Origin of the sequence: Lysobacter sp. Root667 (assembly GCF_001427715.1) — a bacterium.
Lineage (GTDB): Bacteria > Pseudomonadota > Gammaproteobacteria > Xanthomonadales > Xanthomonadaceae > Lysobacter.
This window is the reverse complement of record NZ_LMHF01000011.1, coordinates 263202-280146: the sequence shown is the minus strand read 5'-3', so window position 1 is coordinate 280146 and position 16945 is coordinate 263202. Positions and strand designations below refer to the sequence as shown.

19 protein-coding genes are annotated in these 16945 nt (G+C 68.5%); 6 read left to right on the top strand and 13 right to left on the bottom strand.

Features of this window, described 5'->3' with window-relative positions; translation table 11 throughout:
- Window positions 1-7: 7 nt before the first annotated feature.
- Window positions 8-1444 carry a cardiolipin synthase gene (gene cls, locus ASD78_RS11355; protein ID WP_056101401.1) on the bottom strand — a complete coding sequence of 479 codons (1437 nt, stop codon included), beginning with the start codon at window positions 1442-1444 and terminating at the stop codon, window positions 8-10.
- A gap of 429 nt (window positions 1445-1873) precedes the next feature.
- On the opposite strand from cls, the gene ASD78_RS11350 reads away from it, so the two are divergent.
- The 4 genes from ASD78_RS11350 (at window position 1874) to ASD78_RS11335 (ending at window position 5557) form a co-directional block, all read left to right on the top strand.
- Complete coding sequence (locus ASD78_RS11350; RefSeq protein WP_056101398.1) at window positions 1874-2644, top strand: SIMPL domain-containing protein; 771 nt, start codon at window positions 1874-1876, stop codon at window positions 2642-2644.
- A 95-nt stretch (window positions 2645-2739) separates the two neighbouring features.
- Window positions 2740-3843 (top strand): PA0069 family radical SAM protein, encoded by a 1104-nt coding sequence (locus ASD78_RS11345; RefSeq protein WP_055905570.1) that lies wholly within the window; start codon window positions 2740-2742, stop codon window positions 3841-3843.
- Window positions 3844-3987: 144 nt separating this feature from the next.
- A complete protein-coding gene (locus tag ASD78_RS11340; protein WP_055905566.1) occupies window positions 3988-5130 on the top strand; it encodes an ATP-binding protein in 1143 nt (380 codons plus the stop codon).
- Window positions 5123-5557, top strand: coding sequence for a response regulator (locus ASD78_RS11335; protein ID WP_055905564.1), 435 nt, complete (start codon window positions 5123-5125; stop codon window positions 5555-5557). Before ASD78_RS11340 ends, ASD78_RS11335 begins: the two co-directional genes overlap by 8 nt.
- Before the next feature lie 89 nt (window positions 5558-5646).
- Here the strand turns inward: ASD78_RS11335 and ASD78_RS11330 are convergent, their stop codons facing one another.
- The 9 genes from ASD78_RS11330 to ASD78_RS11290 all read right to left on the bottom strand — a co-directional run bounded on the left by ASD78_RS11330 (window position 5647) and on the right by ASD78_RS11290 (window position 12827).
- Window positions 5647-6129, bottom strand: a complete 483-nt coding sequence (locus ASD78_RS11330; protein WP_056101394.1) for a GNAT family N-acetyltransferase — start codon at window positions 6127-6129, stop codon at window positions 5647-5649.
- A 270-nt stretch (window positions 6130-6399) separates the two neighbouring features.
- A complete protein-coding gene (locus ASD78_RS11325; protein ID WP_056101392.1) occupies window positions 6400-6996 on the bottom strand; it encodes a hypothetical protein in 597 nt (198 codons plus the stop codon).
- Window positions 6997-7152: 156 nt separating this feature from the next.
- Window positions 7153-7407, bottom strand: a complete 255-nt coding sequence (locus ASD78_RS11320) for a DUF2164 domain-containing protein (protein ID WP_056101389.1) — start codon at window positions 7405-7407, stop codon at window positions 7153-7155.
- A gap of 120 nt (window positions 7408-7527) precedes the next feature.
- Entirely contained in the window at window positions 7528-8028 is a 501-nt protein-coding gene (locus ASD78_RS11315; RefSeq protein WP_056101387.1) for an ankyrin repeat domain-containing protein, read from the bottom strand.
- Between the two features lie 94 nt (window positions 8029-8122).
- Window positions 8123-8848 (bottom strand): 2OG-Fe(II) oxygenase, encoded by a 726-nt coding sequence (locus tag ASD78_RS11310; protein ID WP_056101382.1) that lies wholly within the window; start codon window positions 8846-8848, stop codon window positions 8123-8125.
- Window positions 8849-9154: 306 nt separating this feature from the next.
- Window positions 9155-10642 (bottom strand): sigma-54 dependent transcriptional regulator, encoded by a 1488-nt coding sequence (locus ASD78_RS11305; protein WP_082559785.1) that lies wholly within the window; start codon window positions 10640-10642, stop codon window positions 9155-9157.
- Between the two features lie 185 nt (window positions 10643-10827).
- On the bottom strand, window positions 10828-11871 hold the full coding sequence (locus ASD78_RS11300; protein ID WP_055905539.1) for a class 1 fructose-bisphosphatase: 1044 nt from the start codon (window positions 11869-11871) through the stop codon (window positions 10828-10830).
- Window positions 11872-12012: 141 nt separating this feature from the next.
- Complete coding sequence (locus ASD78_RS11295; RefSeq protein WP_055905534.1) at window positions 12013-12255, bottom strand: hypothetical protein; 243 nt, start codon at window positions 12253-12255, stop codon at window positions 12013-12015.
- A gap of 74 nt (window positions 12256-12329) precedes the next feature.
- Window positions 12330-12827: a hypothetical protein gene (locus ASD78_RS11290; RefSeq protein ID WP_055905529.1), complete on the bottom strand. Its 498-nt coding sequence runs from the start codon at window positions 12825-12827 to the stop codon at window positions 12330-12332.
- A gap of 151 nt (window positions 12828-12978) precedes the next feature.
- Between ASD78_RS11290 and ASD78_RS11285 the strand changes: the two genes are divergently transcribed.
- Entirely contained in the window at window positions 12979-13419 is a 441-nt protein-coding gene (locus ASD78_RS11285) for a hypothetical protein (protein ID WP_055905526.1), read from the top strand.
- Between the two features lie 21 nt (window positions 13420-13440).
- Window positions 13441-14556 (top strand): DNA polymerase IV, encoded by a 1116-nt coding sequence (gene dinB / locus ASD78_RS11280; RefSeq protein ID WP_056101379.1) that lies wholly within the window; start codon window positions 13441-13443, stop codon window positions 14554-14556.
- 193 nt (window positions 14557-14749) lie between these two features.
- Here dinB and ASD78_RS11275 read toward each other — a convergent pair whose 3' ends face one another.
- The 3 genes from ASD78_RS11275 to ASD78_RS11265 all read right to left on the bottom strand — a co-directional run bounded on the left by ASD78_RS11275 (window position 14750) and on the right by ASD78_RS11265 (window position 16795).
- Complete coding sequence (locus tag ASD78_RS11275) at window positions 14750-15778, bottom strand: MBL fold metallo-hydrolase (protein WP_082575574.1); 1029 nt, start codon at window positions 15776-15778, stop codon at window positions 14750-14752.
- 121 nt (window positions 15779-15899) lie between these two features.
- Window positions 15900-16442, bottom strand: a complete 543-nt coding sequence (locus ASD78_RS11270; protein ID WP_055905520.1) for a GNAT family N-acetyltransferase — start codon at window positions 16440-16442, stop codon at window positions 15900-15902.
- Window positions 16439-16795 (bottom strand): hypothetical protein, encoded by a 357-nt coding sequence (locus ASD78_RS11265; RefSeq protein ID WP_156087714.1) that lies wholly within the window; start codon window positions 16793-16795, stop codon window positions 16439-16441. Before ASD78_RS11265 ends, ASD78_RS11270 begins: the two co-directional genes overlap by 4 nt.
- Window positions 16796-16945 lie beyond the last annotated feature (150 nt).

The window sequence follows — 16945 nt, the reverse complement described above, 5'->3', positions numbered from 1 at the left end:
TGCGCGTTCACAGCAGCGGCGACACCAGCCGCGCCAGCGCCTCGGGCAACCGCCGGCGCCACAGCGGCTGCTCGCGGTCGGCGCGCACGCGCGGGGCGTAGCTGCATTCGGCCTGGATCAGGTGGGCCAGCTCCGCCGCCAGCGGCCCGTCGTGGAACATCACCGAAATCTCGAAATTCAGCCGGAAACTGCGGTGATCGAAGTTCGCGCTGCCGATGATGGCCAGGTCCTCGTCGCACAGCAGGGCCTTGGTATGCAGCATGCGCGGGCCGTATTCGTGGATCTTGACGCCGGCCTCGAGCAGTTCGTCGAAATACGAGCGCGCGGCGTAGGTGACCAGGCGGCTGTCGCTGCGCCGCGGCACCAGCAGGCGCACGTCCAGTCCGCCCAGCGCGGCCGAGGTCAGGGCCATGCGCGCGGCCTCGCCGGGCACGAAATAGGGCGTGACCAGCCAGACCCGTTCGCGCGCGGCGTAGATCGCGCCGACGTGCAGGCGGTGGATCGCCTCCCACGACGAATCCGGACCCGACACCAGCACCTGCGCGGCGATCTCGCCCGGCTGCGGCGCGGGGTGGGTCAAGCGCAGCGGCGGCTGGCCGGTGGCGTAGGCCCAGTCCTCGACGAACACCAACTGCAGCTCGCGCACGATGTCGCCTTCCAGGCGCAGGTGCAGGTCACGGTAGGCGTCCTTGCGGATGCGCTCGTCTTCCTCGTCGGTGATGTTGATGCCGCCGGTGAAACCGACCCGGCCGTCGATCACCACGATCTTGCGATGCGTGCGCAGGTTCAACCACGGCCGCTTCCAGAACCAGCGCAGCTTCATCGGATGGAACCAGGCGACTTCGCCGCCGGCGTCGACCAGCGATTGCAGGAAGCGGTTGGACGTCGAGCCCGAACCGACCGCGTCCAGCAGCAGGCGCACCTGTACGCCTGCGCGCGCTCGCTCGACCAGGGCATCGCGCAGCGCCGCGCCGCAGGCGTCGGGCTGGAAGATGTAATACTCCAGATGGATGTGCTCGCGCGCCTGCGCCACCGCTTCCAGCAAGGCCGCGTACTTGGCGCCGCCGTCGATCAGCAGACGCGCCTGGGTGGCCGTGGTCGGCGGCAGACCGGTGGTCGCCTGCGCCAGCTTCGCCAGTTCGACCGCCTCCGGCGACGACGACAGCCCCGGCAACGCCGCCGGCAGCGACGCACGCGCGCGCACCCGGCGCAGACGCTGGCGGTGGATCCGCTGCGGACCGAGCAGGTAGTAGATGAAGAAGCCCAGGTAGGGCAGGGCGGCCAGGCTGACCAGCCAACTGATCGTCGCCACCGGCTCGCGCTTCTGCAGCACGATCCACAAGCCCAGCCCGATCAGGTACGCGGCCCAGCCGAGCGTGAGGTACAAGCCCAGGTGCGGGATCGCCGTAATCGCCTCCCAGGCTTGTTTGAGCGTATCCATCATCGGTCCTATCCTGGGGCGGCCGCGGCATCGGAACAGGCTGCGCGTGCCGTCGCTAGACTAAGTCGCATTCGCTTCGGCGCAAAGCCGTAAGGTCCGGTGTCGTCGCCGCAGGGCAGGACATCGGTGGAGGCCGACAGCGTCCAGCTCGGCGTCTATGCCGGCGCGAACGCGGGCGGCCTCGCTTTGCGCTTCGGCGCGGCGTACGCCCGCCACGATCTCCCGTCCCGGGCCGGCGATAGCGGCGCAAAGTGCGGGCCGCCCCGCGAGCGGTACGATGCGAGCCGGGCCTGCCGGCACGTACGTCAGGCAGCATGGCGCGGACGGGCAAGGGCACGGCGACCGCGCCGTGAGCGAGCGACGTCCTGGGGGCGCGGCGGACAGATCCGGCGCGCACCCGCCGACTCTCCCATCCGACCAGGACTTCCTCGCATGAAAATCGCATCGCTGCTGTTGCCGATCCTGTTGGCTTGCCCGCTGCTGCCCGCCGCGGCGCAAACGCATGTGGGCGCCGCTGCCGCGCGCAGCGTCAACGTGTCCGGCAGCGCCGAAATCAAGGTCGCCCCCGACGAAATCCTGCTCAACGTCGGGGTCGAGACCCGCGACGTCGAGCTCGCTCCGGCCAAACGCCTCAACGACGAGCGTGTGGCGGCGGCCTTGGCCTTTCTCGCCCGCAGCGGTGTGCCCAGCAAGGACGTGCAGACCGATTTCGTCAGCATCGAACCCCAGTTCGAGGACGACGACACCAGTCGCGCCGCACGCGAGCGCTCGCGCGTGACGCCGGTGGTCTATGTGGTGCGCAAGAACATCGGCATCCGACTGACCCGGGTCGGCGACTACGAGGCGGTGCTCGCCGGCCTGCTCGACAATGGCGTGCAGTACATCCATGGCGTCGAGTTCCGCACCTCGCAACTACGCAAGCATCGCGACGCCGCACGCGCGCTGGCGGTGCAGGCAGCGAAGGAAAAGGCCGACGCGCTGACCTCCGGACTCGGCGCGCGCCGCGGCGCCGTGCAGAGCGTGTCCGAATCCTATGCCGGCGGCTGGTGGCGCGGCGGCGCGTCCTGGGGCGGCAACCGCGGCCAGATGATGCAGAACACCGTGCAGAACGGCGGCGGTGGCGAAAGCGCGGACGGGGCGACCTTGTCGGTCGGGCAGATCAGCGTGACCGCATCGGTGGACGTGACGTTCGCGATCGAGTGAGGGCGGCGCGCCGGAGCGGTCGAACCAAGCGTTCCCCGCGAGCCCTGTTCAGCCCCGTCGCACCGCCTGCGACGCTCGCGGCGTAGCCTGGCGGCATGGACGACGCCCGCCGATCCCAGCTCTCGATCCAGCCCGCCGCGATCAAAGGCCGCGGTGCGGCGTCCTACGTGCCCGGCCGTTACGCGGTCACCACCGCGCAGGGCGAGGACGACGGCTGGGGTTCGCTTCACGACGCGGCCGACGAACAATCGCGGCCGGACACCCAGGTCACCGAAGAGCGCGCGCGCAGCATCGTCAGCCGCAACGAATCGCCGGACATCGCCTTCGGCCAGTCGATCAATCCCTACCGCGGCTGCGAGCACGGTTGCGTGTACTGCTTCGCCCGGCCTTCGCACGCCTATCTGGAGCTGTCGCCGGGCCTGGACTTCGAGACCAAGCTCTACGCCAAGACCAACGCCGCCGAGCGCCTGCGCGCCGAACTCGCGCGGCGGTCGTACCGATGCGCGCCGATCGCGCTGGGCATCAACACCGACTCCTATCAGCCGATAGAACGCCGCTACAAGATCACGCGTTCGCTGATCGAAGTGCTCAGCGAGTGCTCGCACCCTTTCAGCCTGATCACCAAGAACGCCGGCGTGGTCCGCGACCTCGACCTGATCGCGCCGATGGCCCGGCGCGGGCTGGTCACCGTGTACTTCTCGGTCACCACCTTGGACAACCACCTGTCGTCGAAGATGGAGCCGCGCGCCTCTGCCCCGCACGCGCGTTTGCGCGCGATGCGCGAACTCGCCGACGCCGGGGTGCCGGTCGGGGTGATGGCGGCGCCGATGATCCCGATGATCAACGACGCCGAGCTTGAGCACATCCTGGCCGCCGCTCACGAGGCCGGTGCGCGCGCGGCCGGCTACGTGGTCCTGCGCCTGCCGCACGAGCTCAAGACGATCTGGCGCGAATGGCTGGCTTTGCACTATCCCGACCGCGCCGAGCACGTGATGAGCCTGGTCCGGCAGATGAGCGGCGGCAAGGACTACGACAGCGCCTACGGCAAGCGCATGCGCGGCGAGGGGCCGTTCGCACAGCTGATCGAACAGCGTTTCAGCAAGGCCTGGCGCCGGATCGGCTACGGCCGGCTGCCGGCGCTGGACACCAGCCAGTTCGTGGCGCCGCGCCCGGATTCGCCCCAGGGCGAACTGTTCTGAGTCCTATCGGCCGGGGGCATGCGCCCCTTGGCGCACCGCGTCGTGGCGGTTGTTGGCGGTTCAGCGCAGAGCCCTGCCTGCACCGCGCCATCACGGTCGCAGCCGTTACACTTGCCCGCCAGAGGAACTCCGAGTCCGCAAAGAATGACCGAAGCCGCCGCTCACGAAACGGGCGAGGACCGTTTTCGCATGGCGATGCGGGCCTCCGGCATCGGTATGGCCATCGTCGATCTGCAGGGGCGCTGGGTCGAGATCAATCCGGCCCTCGAAAGCCTGCTGGGCTACAGCTCCGCCGAGATGGTCGGCCGGACCACCGCCGAATTCACACACCCCGACGACATCGCGCTTTCCAGCAGTCTGTTGGAAGGCTTGGCCGATGGCGCCATTCCGGCGCTGGACGCGCGCAAACGCTACATACGCCGCGACGGTGCGGCGGTCTGGACTCACGCCAACGTCGCCCTGGTGCGCAGTGCGGAGGGCGCGCCGCGCTGCCTGCTGGTGCAGATCCGCGACATCGGCGCCCAGGTGGCGGCCGAGGATCAGGCGCGCAGCGACGCCGACGAGTTCGCCCATGCGCTCGACGCGTCCAACCGCCATCTGCAGCTGTTCGCCGACGCGGTCGCGCACGACCTGCGCGCGCCGCTGCGCTCGATCGAAAGTTTCTCGGGTCTGCTCGCCGACCGCGCCGCCGAACGCCTGGACGAGACCGACCGCGATTATCTGAACCGCATCCGCGCTGCGGCCGGCCGCATGACCGCGCTGCTGGCCGCGCTCAACGATCTCTCGCACGTGACCCGGACCACGATGCGCCTGGCGCGCGTGGACCTGAGCCTGCTCGCGGACTGGGTCGGCGCCGAACTGCTGGATGCCGATCCGCATCGCCGCGCCGACATCCAGGTGCAACCCGGCTTGTTCGTCGAAGGCGACGAGCGCCTGCTCAAACTGATGCTGACCCAGCTGATGGGCAACGCCTGGAAGTTCTCGCGCGAGCGCGATCCGATCCGGATCGAGATCTCCGGCGAACGCGACGACGGCCGCCTGCGTATCGCGATCCGCGACTACGGCGCCGGTTTCGACATGCGATATGCTCATAAATTGTTCGAGCCGTTCCAGCGCCTGCACGGGCCGGACCAGGGCGGCGGCCATGGCCTGGGCCTGGCGATCGCCAAGCGCATCGTCGACCGTCACCGCGGCCACTTGCGCGCGCAGTCGGGTCCCGATGTCGGCAGCACCTTCTTTATCGAACTGCCCACCGCTGCGGCGGTAGAGGACACCGTGCATGCATAAGGTCATCCTGTTGGTCGAAGACAATCCCGACGACGTCGAGCTGACCCGGCTCGCCTTCGAGGAGGCCAAGGTCGCCAACAAGCTGATGGTGGTCGGCGACGGCGCCGAGGCGCTGGACTATCTGTTCGCGCGCGGCCGCTACGCCGAGCGCGACCCCGCCGACTTGCCGTCGATCGTCCTGCTGGACCTCAACCTGCCCAAGGTCGACGGCCGCGAAGTGCTGCAGGCGATCCGCGCCAACGAATCCACCCGCACCCTGCCGGTCGTCGTGCTGACCACCAGCACCGAGCCCTTCGACGTCGAAGCCAGCTACGCCCTGGGCGTGAACAGCTACATCCAGAAGCCGGTGGATTTCGAGCAGTTCGTGTGGGCGGTGAAGCAGGTCGGGCTGTACTGGTTGGTGTTGAACCATCCGCGTACGCCTTGAGCAGATGGCTTCTGCGCTACTGGCATTCATCGGGATCTCGCCGGGCATGACCAAGCCGCGAGCCGCTTCGGCTCGGACGATAGGCGTGGCTACTTTTGCAGCGAAACATCCAATGCCTTGAGCTCTTGCACGTACTCCATCGGCACGTACACCAAGCCATTCTTCGTTTGCGGTGTGTCCCTGGCGACGAAGCCGAAGCGCTCGTAGACCGGAACCGCGGGCAGGGACGAGTTGACTACGAATGCGTCGCTGCCGGACTCGGCCTTGGCATGTGTCCAAAGCGCGCGGGCAATGCCCTGCCCATGAGCATCCGCGCGGACGAACAGGTGGTAGAGATGCGAGCTCTCGCGCAAGGCGATGACGCCCAGAAGACCGCGCGGACCTTCCGCAACGTAGTAACGGAAACTCGGCGCCTCAATGCGCTCGGCCGTGGCCGAAGGAGTCAGCGTCGCCAGGAATGCAGCGGCTTCCGGGGGCGCCGGATCCTGCAGGTAATGGTGCGCCCAACCGGTGATCAGCCCACTGATCTCCTCGGCGTCGGATGCGCTTGCTGGGCGGATAAGGAAGTCCATCGATGGCAATCAATGCTCGAAACGGCCGAAACCGCTTCGCGGCTCGCTGGAACAGGCGGTCAGCCACCGCCCGGGATATTGATGATCGTAGCCTGCATCACCGCAACCGTCTCCCGGCGCGAATCCCGCTCCCCGACCACCCGGCCCTGACAGACCGTCAGGGTCTTGCCCGCCTCTCCGCACCCAGGGTGGTCGTCAGCCCCTGAGTGGAGAAGCTTGCGGCGATATGAGTTTGCAGCTCGAACACGGACGTTCTCCACCACACTTGAATCAGGCGGGGCCATCGATACCGGGCCCGGCGACGTCCTTTCGAGAGCCTACAGGCAACCCGAGCTTGCTCAGCCGGGCGCGAACTAAACGCAGATGCAGGATCGGGTAGACGTTGAACACGATCTGCACCGCCACGAACAGAATCGCTTCCGCCACGAGCCCGCGGGCGCCCACGTAGACGATGTACGGCGTGAACAAGATCGCGGCCCATAAATGGGTCGCCTCTGCGGACTCCGCTTGGCGCCGCAGTTCCGTCAGGCTTCGCCTTCCGGCAGAACGATACACAGAGTCGTTCAGATACCGAAGCGGCGTGTTACGCAATAGCGCGCCGAATCCGCGAACGCCCAGCCGGCGATACAGCCGGTCGTCGGGCAGGCTCGGCTGCACGGCGCGCAGAAAGCGGGGCAGGCGCAGAACGAACACCGGTTCGGCGAACTTTGCCAAGGCCATGAAATAGAACATCAGCAACAAGCCGAGCCAAGGCGAGCCATAGCCGATGACGCGCGCCAGCATGAAGAAGCAGGCGGCAAGGAAGATCGCGATAACGACCAGCTTTGTCAGATTGCGCCAGAACATCCACGCCGACTCCTTGGCCATGGTCGCTACCGCCTGAGCTGGGCCCAGCCGTAAGGCGGGTTCGGCTTGAATGGGTGGTCAACTCTCATCGGGATCCAGCTCGCTCGGGAAGCTTTCCCAGGGAGCATCGACGGATTCGACCAGGGCGACTTCGGTTCGAACAGGCGGTCCACAGGCTCACCTTCTGAAGTCGGTGTGCTGCTCAAGCTGATAGATGGCGTCTTGCACGTCTTCGAGTTTGGCGTTCAACGCCGCCTGGGCATCGTACAGGCCGCGGTTGTAGTAGTACGCGCCCAGTTCCCGGGACACGAAGTCGAGCAGGAACTGGGCGTCGAACTGGCCGATCGGCTGCTTGAGTTCCTCGGAGAAGTACAGCTGGATCTTGCGGACGATGAGCGCCTTTTCGTCTTTGCTGAAGGCAATGTCGGTCATGGGTCGTATGGCTCAACGAATGAATCGATGCCGCTGACGGAGCCGGCATGAGGAGTGGTTCCGACTTCCGCACCGCCATGGAAGGTCTGGCTAAGCGCAGGCGCAGCCGGTGAGTCGGTCCTATTCCAGGATAAACGGCTCGGCCCCTCTCTCGATCAGGAGCGCTGCGATCTCGCCGTTACCTTTCTCCGCTGCGCACGCCCAGGCATTGAAGCCGTCGGCGTCGCGGTGGTTGACGGCTGCGCCGCGCTCCAGCAGCAGGTGGACCAGCGGCATGTTCCCTCGCGCCGCTGCGATCATCAAGGCGGTGATGCCGGTATCGCTCACGCTGTCGATCGCGGCGCCGGCATCGAGCAGGATTTCGACGATGGCCGGATGCTGCCAGGCGGCGGCTTGGTGCAGCGCGGTCTGCCCGAAATCCGTACGGTGCGCGATGTCGGCGCCGGCGGCGATCAATCGTCTGACCAGCGCTTCGTGGCCGTTGGTGGCCGCGTAGACGAGTGGCGTCGATCCTACGCCGTTCGTCGCGTCGATCGCGGCGCCACCGTCGATGGCGAGACGAGCCGCCGCTTCGTCTCCTTCGCGGGCAGCTTTCAACAACAGGTCATTGAGTTCAGGCATTCGCCGCACCGCCATGCGTGGAGGTTGCCGTGGATTTCAGTACGAAGTCACGGCGCTGTGATTGGGCTCGCGGTCGCCGAAAGCGGCCGTTCGCTCATCCTCCGCCATACAAGCGCTCGGCCCGCTGAAACAAAATCCAACTGGTCGCGATGTACTTGTCGCCGCCCTTGGGCCGGTTGCCGCGGTGGGTGTGGGTGAAGGCGGCCGGCGCGATCAGCAGATCGCCGACGCGCGGCGCGATCTTGCGCTGCTGGTAGAGGAATTCGGTCTCGCCCTGCTCGAAGCCGTCGTTGAGGTAGATCGTCCACAGCAGGTGGCGGTGCAGGGTTTCGGCGTTGGGGTCGCGCGGGAACAGCTCGCAATGCCAGTAGGGATAGCCGCCGCGGTCGGCGGTGTAGCGCTGCAGGTTGATCGCGCCGGGGCGCATCACGGTCTGCACCACCGGCGCCAGCGAGGCGTCGTCCATCGCGGCCAGGCGCTCGCCGGTGAGACGGTGGCGGCCCTGGCCGTCGGCGCCGGGCACTTCCAGCATCAACGGGGCGATCAGGGTGTGCGGGTAGCGGCGCAGGTAGCGCAGCAGGCCCTTGAACACAGCCTGGTTCAACTGCGACTCGGCGTCGCGCCAATCCTCGCGGCCGCTGATGGTGAGATCGCGGCTGTCCTTGAGTTCGGGCAGCACGCCGCCGCCGACGCGGCCGGGCACGGCGTCGCGGCTGGCGTCGAAGCGTTGCAGCAGTGCCGCGCAGGTCGCGCGGTCCAGCGCCTGCGGATAGACCTCGATGAAATCGTTCAGGGCGTCCTGCGGCGGGGCGTCGGTCATGCGCGGCTCTACGCTATGGATCGGGAAAGCGGCATCCTCGCATGCCGAATCGACGTTGCGAAAACGCAACATCGAAAGCTCGTGCGGGAGTGCATCACGTAACGAGGCCAGGGCTCACTGATCCATAGGAAAAGCACTCACACGCCACCGGCGTTGTGCCATTTCTACGTACCGACAACGAAGCATTTATGTCGCCGAACGCCGGCGCAGACGGGCCGTTTCACGTAAAAAACTAGTCAAATCAACTATTTGAATGGCTGGCACGAACCTCGCGTCGCACTAGCCCGTCGCGAACGGCTCCAGGCACTACGCCACACCGATCGTATCCGGCGTCCCCGGATCGTCGCCGACGCGCAGACCATGCCGCAGCATCAACCGGTACAGCGTGACCCGCGACACCGAGAGCTCGCGCGCGGCATCGACCAGGCGGCCGCGATTGCGCCGCAGCGCGCGTTCGATCGCATCCTTGGTCGCCGCATCGCGGATTTCGTCCAGCGTCAGCGGAGGAGCGGTCGTAGCGCTGTCGATGTGCAGGTCGGCGGCGGTGATCAGGCGGCCCTCGGCCATGACCACGGCCTGGCGCACGCGGTTGATCAGCTCGCGCACGTTGCCGGGCCAGGGATGGCTATGCAGGGCGTGGCGCGCGCAGGGCGAGAAGCCCTTGAGGCTGCGCTGGCTCTCCTGCGAGTAGCGCTGCAACGCGTGCTCGGCCAGGCGGTCGATATCGCTGCCGCGGTCGCGCAGCGGCGGCTGCTGCAGGCGCAGCACGCACAGGCGGTGGAACAGATCGGCGCGGAAGCGGCCGTCGATGACCGCCGCCTCCAGGTCGTGATGGGTGGCCGAGATGATGCGCACGTCGATCGGGATCTGCTCGTGGCCGCCCAGGCGTTCGATACTGCCCTGCTGCAGGAAGCGCAGCAGCGAGGCCTGGCTTTCCAGCGGCAGGTCGCCGATCTCGTCCAGGAACAGGGTGCCGCCGTTGGCCATTTCGATCCGGCCCAGCTTGCGCTGCTGCGCGCCGGTGAAGGCGCCGCGCTCGTAACCGAACAGCTCCGACTGCACCAGGCTGTGCGGGATCGCGCCGCAATTGATGGCGACGAACGGATGCGCGTGCCGGCGCGAATGCCGGTGCACCGCGGCCGCGGCCAGTTCCTTGCCGGTGCCGGTTTCGCCGGCGATGAATACCGGCGCCTCGGTCATCGCCGCCTTGCGCAGGGTGCGGCAGAGCGCGCGCATCGCGGCGCTCTCGCCGATCATGCCGTCGAAGCCGGCCTCGCTGGTGGTGTCGCCGTGCTCGCAGGCCAGGGTGGCCATGCCGTGGGCGTGGCCGACGATGGTGTTCAGCAGGGCCTCGGAGCAGGGCAGGGTGACGTAGTCGTAGCAGTAGTCGCGGATCAGCCGGCGCACCGGCTCCTGGTCGAGCTGGGCGGCGTCGACGCCGGCGACCCAGCCGACGTTGTGGGCCGATAGCGCGACCCCGAATTCGGCCAGATCGTGATGGGTGAAGCCCTCGCGCAGGTCCAGCAGGGCCGCGTGCGGCTGGCGGGCATCGCGTTGCAGGATGCGCAGCACGCTGCGCAGGTCGGGGGCCCGGCGCAGGTTCCAGCCCAATGGTTGCAGCCATCCTAGCGAGAGCACCCGCCCGGCGGTGCCGCGGGTGACGTAGATCAGTTCGCGTGCCCGCGAAACTCGGGGCGATGGCTCGCGCGTGTCCGCTTGCGTGCCTGCCGGATCGTGCTTACCCGCGCCTCGAGCATCTTGAGCATGAGGCTCGCGCGGTCCACCGTTGGCCATCGTGCTTCTCCCCTCCCGTAGCGTGTGCCGCGCCGCTATCCGTGTGGGCAAGAGTATTCAACGCCGTGGGTGACCAGGAGCGGTCACCGCGATGACGAGCATCGCGGCGATTGGATTTCGCAGAGGCATGCACGAATCGCGCCAGTAGCGATTCATCCGCGGCGAACGCGCTGTCGCGCGCCCAGTCAGGCTTGGGCGTCGTGCTCGGCGTGGTAGCGCACCGCGGTCTCGACTTCCTGCTTGCTGCCCAGGAACACCGGCACGCGCATGTGCAGGCCGGTGGGCTGCACTTCCAGCATGCGCTGGCGGCCGGTACTGGCCGCGCCGCCCGCCTGTTCGACCAGGAAGCTCATCGGGTTGGCCTCGTACATCAGGCGCAGCTTGCCGCCTTGCGCGGCGCACTTGGCGTCGAGCGGATAGCTGAAGATGCCGCCGCGGGTCAGGATGCGGTGCACGTCGGCGACCATGGACGCGACCCAGCGCATGTTGAAGTCCTTGCCGCGCGGGCCTTCCTTGCCGGCCAGCAGATCGCCCACATAGGCCTGCATCGGCGCCTGCCAGTAGCGCTGGTTGGACATGTTGACCGCGAATTCCTTGGTCTCTTCCGGAATCTTCATGTTGCGCGTGGTCAGCACGAAGCTGCCGACTTCGCGATCCAGAGTGAAGGCGTGGGTGCCGTTGCCGATGGTCAGCACCAGCATCGTGCTCGGGCCGTAAGTGGTGTAGCCGGCGCAGACCTGTTCGGTGCCCGGTTGCAGGAAGTGCTCGTCCTGGGCCTGGGTCACGCCGTCGGGGCAGCGCAGCACCGAGAAGATGGTGCCGACCGAGATGTTGACGTCGATGTTGCTGGAGCCGTCGAGGGGATCGAACAGCAGCAGGTAGTTGCCGCGCGGATAGACGTCGGGGATCGGATGCGAGGTGTCCATCTCTTCCGAGGCCAGGCCGGCGAGGTGGCCGCCCCAGGCGTTGGCTTCGAGCAGGATCTCGTTGCTGAGCACATCGAGCTTCTTCTGCGCCTCGCCCTGGATGTTCATGCTGGCCGCGCCGGGCGTGCCCGCATCGCCGAGCACGCCGCCCAGGGCGCCCTTGCCGACCGCGATCGAGATGGTCTTGCAGGCGCGGGCCACGACTTCGATCAGCAGGCGCAGGTCCGGGTTGATGCGCCCGGCGCGCTGCTCCTCGATCAGGTAGCGGGTGAGGGAGACGGCGGAGCTGGGAGCCTGGGTCATGAGGGGCGCGTGCGGTGGGCAGACCGTCATTGTCGCCCATGGGCCCGGCGGCGGCATCCCGCCGGGCATCAGCACCGCTGTGGAGCCCGGGCCGGGACGGGCGCGGCCGCCCGGAAGCGGCCCCCCACGACCCGTCCCGGCTCAGGCACTGAGCAGGTTGTCGAACGAGTAGGTCATCACGTCCACCGACACGTACTTGCAGGTGTAGTTGCCGACGTTGGCGCTGGGCGCGGTTACCCCGACCCAATACTGCTGGCCGACGGTCAGCACGCCGTCCAGCTGGGTGGTGGTGACGGTGGCGCGGGTGCCGGCGGGGGTGAAGGTGTCGGAGTTGGGCAGCACGATGGCGCCGTTCTGGTTGGAGACGCGGACGACGACGGGCATGGCGGTTTCCTTTGCGTAAGTGAGCGTGCCTAGGGATTAACGCGCCGTCGTCGCGGCCGTGAACGGGCGACGCATCAGCGGCAACGCAGGTGGCGCTCGCTGACCCCGAAAGACTGCGCGACCAGGCGCAGATCGTCGCCGGCGGCCATCGCGGCGCGGATCGCGATCCGGCGCAGGGCGATGAACACGCCCCAGGCCGAGGGGATTTCGACCGTGCCGGCCTCGCTGGCGTGGGCGAGCAGGCGCGCGTGGGTGGCTGCGCTGAGTTCGACCCCGAGCCGCTCGGCGAAGCCATGGCGATCGCGCGGCACGTACACGCGGCGCCCGCCCAGGGCGCGTACGAAGCGCAGCATGGCGCCGAACCCGTCATGACCGGCGATCTCGGCCGCGACCCAGGGCAGCGAGGCCAGCACCGCGACGCGGTGTTCCTCGCAGAACGCGCACAGCGCGTCGAAGGCGGGCGTGGCCGGGGCGGGCAGGCCCAGGAACAGCGCCGCCGGCGCGTGCGCCACGACGGAGAGGGCGGGCCGCAGGGCGGGCTCGGGCGGGTGCGACGACGCGTAGGTGTCCATACCGACCACAACGCCGCGCCGTCTGCGCCGTGAAGCGCGACGGGCGCGATCGGCAGCGCGTGAACGCCGCCGTCTGCACGCCGCTTCCGCATACCGCCGCGCGCGATCAGCGGCGATAACGGCGCTTCCCTTCCACGCAACGGAGCCCGACATGCCCTACACGATCAACGCCGGTGCCGCGCCGCTGGCCATCGCCGAATGCGAGTGGGCGGCCGCCGCCAACGTCGCACCGACCGCCGGCGGCGACACCCAACCGACGATCCAGTTCACCGCCTTCACCTCCTGCATCGGCATCGCCGCGCAGAACGCCGCCGGCACCCAGGTGATCGGCGTCCATCTGGCGATCTACGACGCCGCCAACAACCAGTTCTCGGCCGCCGACGTGCCGACGGTGGTGGCGATCCTGCAGGGCCAGAACTACAACCCCAACTCCGTGTTCATCATCGGCGAGACCGCGGTCTGGCAGGCCTCCGTGCAGGCGGCGTACAACGCCCTGATCGCGGCGCTGCCGAACGCGCAGATCTATTCGCTCGCCGACGGCACCTACGGCGCCGGCATCAGCGCCGGCGGCGCGCTGGAGCCGACGTACTGACGTGGGGGGCGGCGCGGTACGATGCGGGCCTTCCGCATCGTCCGCGCCGCCGTGTCCGCCCCCAGCCGTAAAGTCCTGCACGTCGACATGGACGCGTTCTACGCGTCGGTCGAGCAGCGCGACGATCCTTCCCTGCGCGGCGTGCCGGTGGTGGTGGCCTGGCGCGGCGCGCGCTCGGTGGTGTGCGCGGCCAGCTACGAGGCGCGCGTGTTCGGGGTGCGCTCGGCGATGCCGGCGGTGCGCGCCGAGCGCCTGTGCCCGCAGGCGGTGTTCGTGCCGCCGGATTTCGTGCGCTACAAGGCGGTCTCGCGCCAGGTGCGCGAGATCTTCGCCCGCCACACCGACCTGATCGAACCCTTGTCGCTGGACGAGGCCTACCTCGACGTCACCCGCACCAAGACCGGCCTGCCGTCGGCCACCGCCACCGCCGAAGCGATCCGCGACGCGATCCGCGCGGAGACCCGGCTGACCGCGTCGGCCGGGGTGGCGCCGAACAAATTCCTGGCCAAGATCGCGTCCGACTGGCGCAAGCCCGACGGCCTGTTCGTGATCCGCCCGCATCAGGTCGAAGCCTTTCTCGAACCCCTGCCGGTGGGTCGCCTGCCCGGTGTTGGCAAGGTGATGGAGGCCAAGCTGGCCGAGCTCGGCGTGCGCGTGGTCGCCGACCTGCGCGCCTTGGGCGGGACTGCGCTGGAGCAGCGCTTCGGCCGCTGGGGCCGGCGCCTGCACGAGCTGTCGCTGGGCATCGACGAGCGCCCGGTCGAACCGGAGCGGCCGACCCTGCAGATCTCGGCCGAGGACACCTTCGCCAGCGATCTGCGCCTGGACGAACTCGAACCGCATATCCGCCGCCTCGCCGAGAAAACCTGGGCCGGCTACCGGCGCGAGCCCGGACGGCTGGCGCGCACGGTGGTGCTCAAGCTCAAGACCGCCGACTTCCGCACCCTCACCCGCAGCCTGACCCAGCCGGCGCCGCCGGCCAGCGAACAGGAGTTGGCCGACATCGCCTGCGCCTTGCGCGCGCGCGTCGAGCATCCGGCCGACACCTTGTATCGATTGGTCGGCGTGGGTCTGTCGGGCTTCGTCGATGAGGACGGCTACGCCGCGCAGTCCGATCTGTTCGCGATGGCTGAGTAAAGCGCGGTCGGCGAATGCGCCGATTCGCGCATCGCCGGGATCGCGAATCATCGTGGCCGATGCGGTGCGCCTTGCGGCTTACCGCATCCTACGGCCGCGTCGGAGGCCGTAGGATGCGGTGGCAACCGCATCATCGCCACTACGAGCTACCGCGCAGGCCGCACACCCGTGGCTTATCGCATCGCGCGACCGATCAACGCGCCGTGCGCCACCATGCCGAGGTCGCCGGCGGCGCGTGCAGGTTCACCGGCGTGCCCATCACCGGCGTCAGCGTCTCCACGCCGGTGTCGCGCGCCAGGGCGGTGATGCGTTCCATCGGGTCGGTCCAGGCGTGCATGGCTAGGTCGAAGGTGCCGTTGTGGATCGGCAGCAGGCGCTGGCCGCGCAGATCCAGATGCGCCTGCAGGGTCTGCTCCGGCAGCATGTGCACGCCCGACCATTGCGGGTTGTAGGCGCCGCATTCGAGCAGGGTTAGATCGAACGGGCCGTACTTCTCGCCGATCGCCTTGAAACCGTCGAAGTAGCCGGTGTCGCCGCTGAAATACAGGTTCAGCGACGAACTGCGGATCACCCACGAGGTCCACAGGGTCGGATTGTCGGCGAACATCGCGCGCCCGGAGAAATGCTGCGAGGGCGTGGAGACGAAGCGCACGCCGTCGATCGTGGTCGACTGCCACCAATCCAGCTGCTGCACTTTCGCCGCGTCCACGCCCCAGTCGATCAGCAGGTCGCCCACGCCCAGCGGCGCCAGGAAGTGTTCGGTCTTGGCCGCCAGTTCCAGCACCGCGGCCTTGTCGAGATGGTCGTAGTGGTCGTGGGACAGGATCACGCCCTTGATCGGCGGCAGCTGCGCGATCGTCATCGGCGGCGCATGGAAGCGCTTGGGACCGGCCCACTGCACCGGCGAGGCGCGTTCGGAAAATACCGGGTCGGTCAGCCAGAACGCGCCGTCCAGCTTCAGCAGCACGGTCGAATGGCCGAATCGCACCAGACTGCCGTCGGGCGCGGCCAGCAATTGCTCGCGGGTCAGCGTCGCCACCGGCGGCGCCGTTTCCGGCACGGTGTCGGCGGGCTTGTCGAAGGCGAAGCGCCAGAGCATCGCCGGCATTTCGCGCCAGCCCACGGTCTTGGGTTTGATCGGATTGCGGAAACTGCCTTCGCGGTACTGCGGCGAGTCGGGGTAGGCGGTGCTGCGGCAAGCGCTGAGCGAGAGTGCGGTCATGAGGGCGGTGATGATCAATAGGAGGAGGAGCGCGCGGCGCGCGCGGTGTCGGCGCGGTCGACGCGCCATGGCGATGGGCACCGGCCAGGCGCCCGTGGTGGGATCGGGATCGGACATGGCGTCATCCGGCCTCGGCGGCGACCGGCAGCACGTAGCGCAGCGCTTCCATGCGGGTCGCGCGCCGCGGCAGGTCCAATGCGCGTGCGGCTTCGCTCCAGGCCGGCGCCTGCCACTGCAGGTTGATGCAGCCGAAGCGCTCGGCCGCCGCCAGCGCCTGTTCGAAGAGCAGCGGTTCGAGCCCGTGTCCGCGCCAGGCCGCGCGCACATACAGGCCTTCCAGGCACAGGTGGTAGGCGCGTTCCAGCAGCGAGAAGCCGACCGTGGCGCTGGCGTAGCCGGCGGCTTCGCCGTCGACGAAGGCGACCCAGGCCCAAGCCCGCAGCGGCGGTTCGAACAGCGCTTCCTGCAGTTCCAGCAGGCCGTCGCGGGCATGGCCATAGGGCAGGCGCTCGAATGCGCTCTGCGCCGCGTGCTCTTCGCACAGGCGCAGCAAGGCCGGCAGGTCGGCACGTTGCACGCTGCGGGCGTGCATGCCGGCGGGGGCGGCGACCAGGGCCAGATGGCTGCGTTCGGGCGTGTTCGCGGTGGGGGACGACAGGTTCATACCTCGGCTCCCAGGTCGACGATTCCGGCTTCGCCGGCGGCCGGCGCGCACTGCTGCGCGCTGCGGCGGGCGCCGATCAGCTGCAGCCGGCGCTGCGCGTCGGACAGCGCCGAGCCCGCCGACGCGTAACGCACGCCGACCGCGATCGGCAGCACCGCCTTCCAGGCGCCGCGCCGGGCCCGGCTGGCGGCGTCGCGGGTGCGCTCGGCCAGGGCCTGTTCTTCGGCCAGGCGGTCGCAGTCGAGGGCGGCGATTTCGGCCAGCGGGGTGCTGCTGCGCGGGATGGAGGCGCAGCCTGCGAGCAGCGCCGGGGTTAGGATCAGGGCCAATACGGGACGAGACGACACGAGCATGGCGATCTCCGTTCGATACGGCCCGTGGGGTGGGCCGGCACGATCGATCCTGCGCGCCGGGTTTTAAGAAGTTTTTAAAGGCTTTAAGAACTTCTTAATCGCGCCGCGTCACGCTCCGCACTCGCTCCGCTCGCTCCCATCACGAAGTCC